6 protein-coding genes are annotated in these 6893 nt (G+C 67.0%); 4 read left to right on the forward strand and 2 right to left on the reverse strand.

Features of this window, described 5'->3' with window-relative positions; translation table 11 throughout:
* Positions 1 to 27: 27 nt before the first annotated feature.
* From VI480_RS09970 to VI480_RS09985, 4 genes are all read left to right on the forward strand, one after another.
* A complete protein-coding gene (locus tag VI480_RS09970) occupies positions 28 to 1317 on the forward strand; it encodes an aspartate aminotransferase family protein (RefSeq protein ID WP_323672684.1) in 1290 nt (429 codons plus the stop codon).
* Entirely contained in the window at positions 1310 to 2338 is a 1029-nt protein-coding gene (locus tag VI480_RS09975; protein ID WP_323672685.1) for a phosphotransferase enzyme family protein, read from the forward strand. The genes VI480_RS09970 and VI480_RS09975 overlap by 8 nt, the downstream gene beginning before the upstream one ends.
* 9 nt (positions 2339 to 2347) lie before the next feature.
* Positions 2348 to 3787 carry an aldehyde dehydrogenase family protein gene (locus VI480_RS09980; RefSeq protein ID WP_323672686.1) on the forward strand — a complete coding sequence of 480 codons (1440 nt, stop codon included), beginning with the start codon at positions 2348 to 2350 and terminating at the stop codon, positions 3785 to 3787.
* Between the two features lie 86 nt (positions 3788 to 3873).
* On the forward strand, positions 3874 to 4944 hold the full coding sequence (locus tag VI480_RS09985) for a DUF917 domain-containing protein (protein WP_323672687.1): 1071 nt from the start codon (positions 3874 to 3876) through the stop codon (positions 4942 to 4944).
* 81 nt (positions 4945 to 5025) lie between these two features.
* On the opposite strand, the gene VI480_RS09990 is transcribed toward VI480_RS09985, so the two are convergent.
* Both VI480_RS09990 and VI480_RS09995 read right to left on the reverse strand, forming a co-directional pair.
* Positions 5026 to 6015 carry an LLM class flavin-dependent oxidoreductase gene (locus VI480_RS09990; RefSeq protein WP_323672688.1) on the reverse strand — a complete coding sequence of 330 codons (990 nt, stop codon included), beginning with the start codon at positions 6013 to 6015 and terminating at the stop codon, positions 5026 to 5028.
* Positions 6012 to 6893, reverse strand: an 882-nt coding sequence (locus VI480_RS09995; protein WP_323672689.1) for a hydantoinase/oxoprolinase family protein, incomplete at its 5' end; no start/stop codon positions are given. The genes VI480_RS09995 and VI480_RS09990, both read right to left, overlap by 4 nt.

Consider the following 6893-nt stretch of genomic DNA (forward strand, 5'->3'; position numbering starts at 1 on the left):
GCCGCATCGACACGCATCACTATTTCGATGAGCGCGCCGGTTGCCAGAAAGCTGCTTGAGCGCCGGGAACAGGCGCTCGGCGCGGGCGCGCAGCTCTTCTATACCGAGCCCCTGCACATCGTGCGGGGAGACGGCGTCGAACTGTTCGACGCCGACGGCCGCCGCTACATCGACATGTACAACAACGTGCCATGCGTGGGTCACGGCAACGCTCGCGTCGCCGACGCGATGGCTGCCCAGCAGGCCACGCTGAACGTGCACAGTCGGTACCTGCACGAGGGCATCGTCAGCTTCGCCGAGCGCCTAGTAGCGCTGCATCACGATGGCATCGAAAGCGCTGTCATCAGCTGCAGCGGCACCGAGGCTGTCGAGGTGGGGCTGCGCATGGCACGACTCGCCACGGGCCAGCGCGGCGTGATCGCCACCGACGCGACCTACCACGGGAACAGCGAGGCGGTCATTGCGCTGACGCTGGCAGCAAGGGAGCCAGAGGCGCATCCCGACCTTGCGACGATCCCCTTCCCGCAGCGCTTCCGTCCCATCGAAGACGGTCTCGATGACACTGAGCTGGCCGACGCTTATCTCGACCAGCTCGCAGCCGCCATCGGGCACCTCGAAGAATCTGGACACGGCGTCGCGGCAATCGTTTTGTGCTCGATCCTGGCGAACGAGGGCTTGCCGGACATCCCGGGCGACTTCATGGCGAGGGCCTCGCAGATGGTGCGCGACGCTGGTGGACTGGTCATCGCCGACGAGGTGCAGGCCGGCTACTGCCGGACTGGTCGCTGGTGGGGATACGAAGTCACGGGCTTCGAGCCTGACATCGCTGTGATGGGCAAGCCGATGGGCAACGGTCTGCCGCTGTCGGCGACGGTCGCCAGCAGGGAGATCGTGGAGGGCTTCCGCACGCGGACGCGACACTTCAACACGTTCGCCGCCAGTCCTTTGCAAGCAGCCGTGGGTCACGCGGTGATCGACGAGATCGAACAACGCGGCCTGGCGTCGAGCGTCAGCGAGATCGGCCGCAATCTGAAAGCCGCGCTCGTCGATCGGGCGGTTGGTTGCTCGTGGATCGGCGACGTTCGCGGGCACGGCCTGTTCATCGGCGTGGAGATGGTGTCCGGGAAGGATCTGGCGCCAGATCGAGCACGAGCCGTCGAGGTCACCGACCGGCTGAAAGAGCGAGGCATTCTTGCCTCGAACGCCGGTGCATTCGCCAACGTGCTGAAGCTCCGCCCGCCCCTCGTGCTGCAGCAGTCGCATGCAGAGGAGTTCCTGTCAGCCTTCCACGCTGTGCTGCAGGAACTCGATGGCTGACGGGGCTGCGATCCCGTACGAGACAGCCGCACGCATGGCGCTGCGGGAATTCGGCCTCGGGTCTGCACGACTACAGCTAGTTGGCATCAGCGAAAACGTCACATTCCGCGCCGACGACGATCACTCAGGTCAGTCCTACGTGCTGCGGCTGCATCGACCCGACTATCACACCCTCGAAGAACTCAACTCCGAACGGTTGTGGCTCGAGGCGCTGCGCAGCAGTGGCATTTCGGTGCCGACACCGGTTGCGGCGCCGGACGGACGTCATTTTGTTCCGGTCCACGTCACCGAGGGCGAGACTCGGCAGGTCGGCCTCAACCTCTGGGCACCCGGAGAGATCGTCGGCGAGCTGCTCACGGCTCACGACAAGAGCACCGATGCGGCCGGCCCGACCGAGATCGCCGAGCCGTTCGGGCAGCTCGGCGCTCTGATGGCAACGATGCACAATCAGGCGACGAGCTGGACGCCGCCGCCGTCGTTCCAGCGCCATCGTTTGGATCTGGATGGCTTGCTCGGCGATGCCCCCTTCTGGGGACCGTTCTGGGAGAGCCCGGTGCTCGACGAGCGCGAACGGGGGCTGCTGATCACCGCTCGCGATCACTGCCGGGCACAGCTTCGTCGCTACGGCGAGCCGAGCCGGACCTTCAGCATGATTCATGCCGATCTGCACCTGGCAAACCTGCTCACCCACGACGGGAAACTGGGCGTGATCGACTTCGACGACGCCGGTTTCGGATGGCACCAGTACGACATCGCGGTGGCGATGTTCCATTCGCGCGGCACAGCAGATTTCCGCGCGGCACGTCAGGCGTTCCTCCACAGCTACCGGGCAGTCCGCCCGATCAGCAACGACGACCTGGCGCTGGTGCCGATGTTCGAGCTCATCCGCGGCATGGCGATCCTTGGCTGGCGAGCCGAGCGGCCCGAGGTTCCCTGGCCCGAAGGCCAACTCGAGATGTTCCGCAGCGGCGTCGTAGCCGGTTGCGAGCGGCTGCTCAGCGGCGATCTGGACCGGGCGTAGGGTGCGCAGATGCACCAGCTCATCGGGGGCGAGCGCCGCACAGGACGGAGCATCGACTCGCTCACCGTCCGTGAGCCCGCATCCGGCAATGTGCTGGAACGAGTGGACATCGCATCGCTCGGCGACATCGATGACGCCGTCGCTGCCGCCAACAAGGCCTCGGTTGAGCTGGAGCAGCTGAGCTTCTTCGAACGTGCCGAACTGCTGCATGTCGCCGCCGACCGCATCGATGCCAGAGCCGACGACCACGCCGAGCAGCTCGCACGTGAGTCTGGCAAAGCGCTCTCGGCAGAAGCCGTTGACGAGCTGGCCGAATCGGCGGAGATCTTTCGCTTGGCCGCTGAAGAGATCAAGCGCCTGGAGACCCATGTGCTGCCCAGCGTGGATCCCCGCAAACGCGTCTTCACTCATCGCAAGCCGAACGGCGTGTACGCCTTGATCACGCCGTGGAACTTCCCGATGAACATTCCGGCGGAATTGCTGGCCGCCGCGCTGGCGGCGGGGAATCCGGCGGTGATCAAGCCGTCAGAACATGCCCCGCTTTCCGCGCTTGGCCTGGCCGAAGCGGTCACCGAGGCAGGATTCCCGCCCGGCGCAGTGTCGGTGGTGATGGGGCGCGGTGACATCGGGCAGGCACTGATATCGCATCCCGGGGTGCACGGTGTCGGCTTTGTGGGCTCGCGGGCGACAGCGGAGTTCATCGTGGCCGCGGCCGGCATGAAACGCACGATCATCGAGGCGTCGGGCAACGGTCCGCAGATCGTCTTTGACGATGCCGACCTAGCCGCAGCCGCCGATGCAGCGGTCTATGGCGCCCATTTCGTGTCGGGACAGTGCTGCGTCGCCACCGAACGTCTGCTGGTGCACCGCTCGGTCCACGACGAGGTGGTCGAGCGGCTGGTCGAACGGGCCGAACGTGTCGTTCTCGGCGATCCGCTGGACGAGGCCACGCTGATGGGTCCGCTCAACAACCACGCGGTTGCTGCCCGCATGGACGCGCACGTCGACGACGCCCAGGCCCTCGGGGCCCGGGTGCTCTGCGGCGGCGAGCGCCAGAGCGATCGCCCGACAGACTTGTACTACGAGCTGACGGTCATTGACGACGTCACACCTGCGATGGACGTGTTTCTGGACGAGACGTTCGGACCCGTCATTCCGGTCACCAGCTTCGACACCGACGATGAGGCCTTCGCGCTTGCAAACGCTTCTGATCTCGGCCTGCAGGCGTCTGTCTTCACCAAGTCATTGGCCCGTGCCTATCGGGCGGTTGACGAGCTGCGCAGCGGCACCGTGCTGGTCAACGAGGGCACCGCATTCTGGGAGCAGCACCCGCCGTTCGGCGGCGCCTCGCGAACCGGTACCGGCTGGGGCCGCATCGGCGGGAAGTACACGATCCTGGACATGACCGACCTGCGGACGGCCATCATCGACACCGGCTATCCCGCTTGAGATTGCACCCGGCCGGGGATCGGTGCGGCGAGGCGGGGTAGCGTCGGCCGTTGCTGTGCTGGCGGGCCGGGGGCAGGAGGGGTGCCGTGTGGGAGATCACTGAGCCCGATCTCGCACCGATCGCCTTGGGAGCTGCGGTGCTGGGCACCGGCGGCGGCGGGAATCCCTATCTCGGCAGGCTGCGGGTGCTGCAGGTACTGCGCAACGGCGGTCGGGTTCGCGTCATCGAGCCCGACGAGATCGCCGACGACGACCTGCTGGTAGCGGTCGGCGGCATGGGCTCGCCGATGGTGAGCCACGAGAAGCTCGCCGGCGGCGACGAGGAAACCGTGGCAGCCCGGGCGCTCGAAGGCCATCTGGGCCGGAAGTTCGACGCGATCGCTCCGTTCGAGATGGGCGGCAGCAACTCGATGGTGCCGATGGTGGTCGCCGCGGCAATGGACATTCCCATCGTGAACGGCGACGGCATGGGCCGCGCCTTTCCCGAGCTGCAGATGATCACGTACCTCATCTACGGCGGCAGCCCCTATCCCGCCGCGATTGCCGACGAGCGCGGCAACCAAGTGATCATCTCTGACGTGCTGAACGCCAAATGGCTCGAGCGCATCGCCCGGGCTGCGACGGTCGAGATGGGTGCGCACACCGGGCTGGCTTCCGCCGTGATGGATGGTGCGTACTGTCGCCGCTCGATCATCCCGCACACGTTGCGTCTCGCTAGTGAGATCGGTCATGCAGTGCACCGTGCCCGCGACGTCAAGGACGACCCGACCGAGGCGATCCTGGGTGTCGCAGGCGGTATGCGCTACCTACGCGGCAAGGTGACCGACGTGCACCGCCGTAACGCGGCAGGGTTTGCACGGGGCCAGATGACCGTGGCGGGCATCGATGACGATGCGGGGCGCACCATCCGCATCGACTTCCAGAACGAGAACCTCGCCATCTACGAGAACGATGTGCCAAAGGTGATGGTGCCCGACCTCATCACGCTGGTCACCACCGACACCGGCGAGCCGATCACTACGGAGCTGCTGCGCTTCGGCGTTCGCGCCGATGTGCTCGTGCTGCCCGCGCCGGAGTTGTTGCGCACCCCCGAAGCACTGGCGGTCGTCGGCCCGCACGCGTTCGGCATCGACGCCGAGTACCTGCCCGCCGTTTGACAGGTCACATGCGAGCGCCGGCGAGGCCGTGGCGCCTATTCGGGTGAGCGCCGGCGAAGCCTTGGCGCTCGCAACAATCAGTCAGACCAACGGCAGCACTTCGCTCGCGGTGAGGTCGATGATCTCCGAGAGCCGGTCGGTCGCGATGGGAGCGAGCGCCACCGAGTCGGCGCCACCGGCCAGCAGCGCCCGGATCTTGGCTGCGCATTCTTCCGGGGTGCCCGCGACGGTCAGGTCGGCGACCCACTGGTCCGGCATGCCGTCTCGCACGGCTTGGTAGCCGCCCTGCTCGATCAGTACCTGCAGCTCGTCGGAAATGCCGTACACATCGGTGAGGGCATTGGGGCCGTGCTGGCGGTAGAAGGCCAGCGATGCCCGCGCCGAGTCGCGAGCTGCCTGGCCGTCTTCGTCCACGGCGTACAGCGCGAACACGGTGATCGGGTGAGGATCGGTGCGACCAGCGATCTTGCGGCCCTCGTCTATGCGCTCGGAGGCCCACTCCACGTAGCGCAAGCTCGAGCACACCGACAGGATCGTCCCGTCGGCGATCTCGCCGCCCAGCCGCAGCATGTTCGGCCCTGACACGCCAAGGCGGACCGGCATCGGCGGTCCCGTCTCGGGAAAAGTCAGCTTGACATTGTCGAATTCGTACAGGCCGCCGTGGCGGTCCAGCGTCTCGCCGGCGAGCAGCGCCTTGACCGCCGTCACGCATTCCCGCACGGCCTGCAGCGGCGAGCGGGGATGCAAGCCCATCTGGCGAACCCACGCCGGCACACCTAGGCCGACTCCCGCGATCAGCCGTTCGGGCGACGAGCGGCTCAGCGTGGCCAGTTCCATCGCCAGCACCGAAGGATGGCGCGCCACCGCCGACACCACGCCTAGGCCCACGGTGATCTCGCTCGTGGCCCCCAGCACCACCGAGGCACCGGAAATGCCGCCGGTGAAGAAATAATCCTCCGCAAGCCAGATCTCGTTGAAGCCGTTCTCTTCGGCCTGCGTGGCAGCCCCTGCGATGTCCTCGGGGGCGATCGCGCTGCCCAAGATGAGGCCGATCTTGCCCTGCGTGCTCATGTGCCAGCTCCCCCGCTGGATGCGCCGTTGCCTGCGGCAAGATCACCGACCGCCTTTACCCGAATCCGTATGGCGTTCGACGGCAGGTACGTGAGCGGGATCTCGTCCACATCGGTGATTTCCACCGTGGCCGCGTCGGCGCCCGCATCGACCGCGCACTGTGCCGTAACCGAGCGGGCCTCGGTCATCGCTTCGTCCCGGGTCATCGACGCCATCGAATACACCCGGTCGGTCTCCGCGCCGACCTGTGCGATGGCTGCGCCGATCGCACTGGCAACCGAGAAGTGATCCGGCCGGATGGTCTCCGAAGCGCCCGCCAGGCCGTCGCGCACCAGCACTCCCCCACCGCCGACGATGACGACCGGCACGGGATCGGCCGAGGTTTTCATCTGCTCGACGGCCGTCGAGAGCATGTCCTGCATGCGATCGACCGCATCGCCGACCAGCGTCTCATCGAGAGCGTCGACGGTGCTCGCGTCGCCGATCTCGGCCATACCGGCGGCAGTGGCCACGTCGGTAGCGGTCAGCTCGACGCCGCCGAAGACGAGCGCCCGTTCGGTGAGCTCGTAGCCAACGCTGTCCGGCCCGACCGTCACGCCGGCTGCGGCGCCATTGGCGGAGCGCACCAGGCTCCCGCCGCCCAGCCCGAGCGACAGCACGTCGGGCATGCGGAAGTTGGTCCGCACGCCCGCTACCGACACCGCGGTGGAGGCCTCACGCGGGAAGCCATGCACCAGCACGCCGATATCGGACGTGGTGCCCCCGACGTCGATGACAACTCCGTCGCGGATGCCGCTCAGGAAGGCTGCCCCACGCATCGAGTTGGTGGGCCCTGAGGCGAACGTTGCCACCGGGTAGCGGCGAGCGAAGTCGGCGCT

The sequence above is a fragment of the Candidatus Poriferisodalis multihospitum genome, from assembly GCF_028283155.1.
In the GTDB taxonomy this organism is placed as follows: Bacteria; Actinomycetota; Acidimicrobiia; order Acidimicrobiales; family Poriferisodalaceae; genus Poriferisodalis; species Poriferisodalis multihospitum.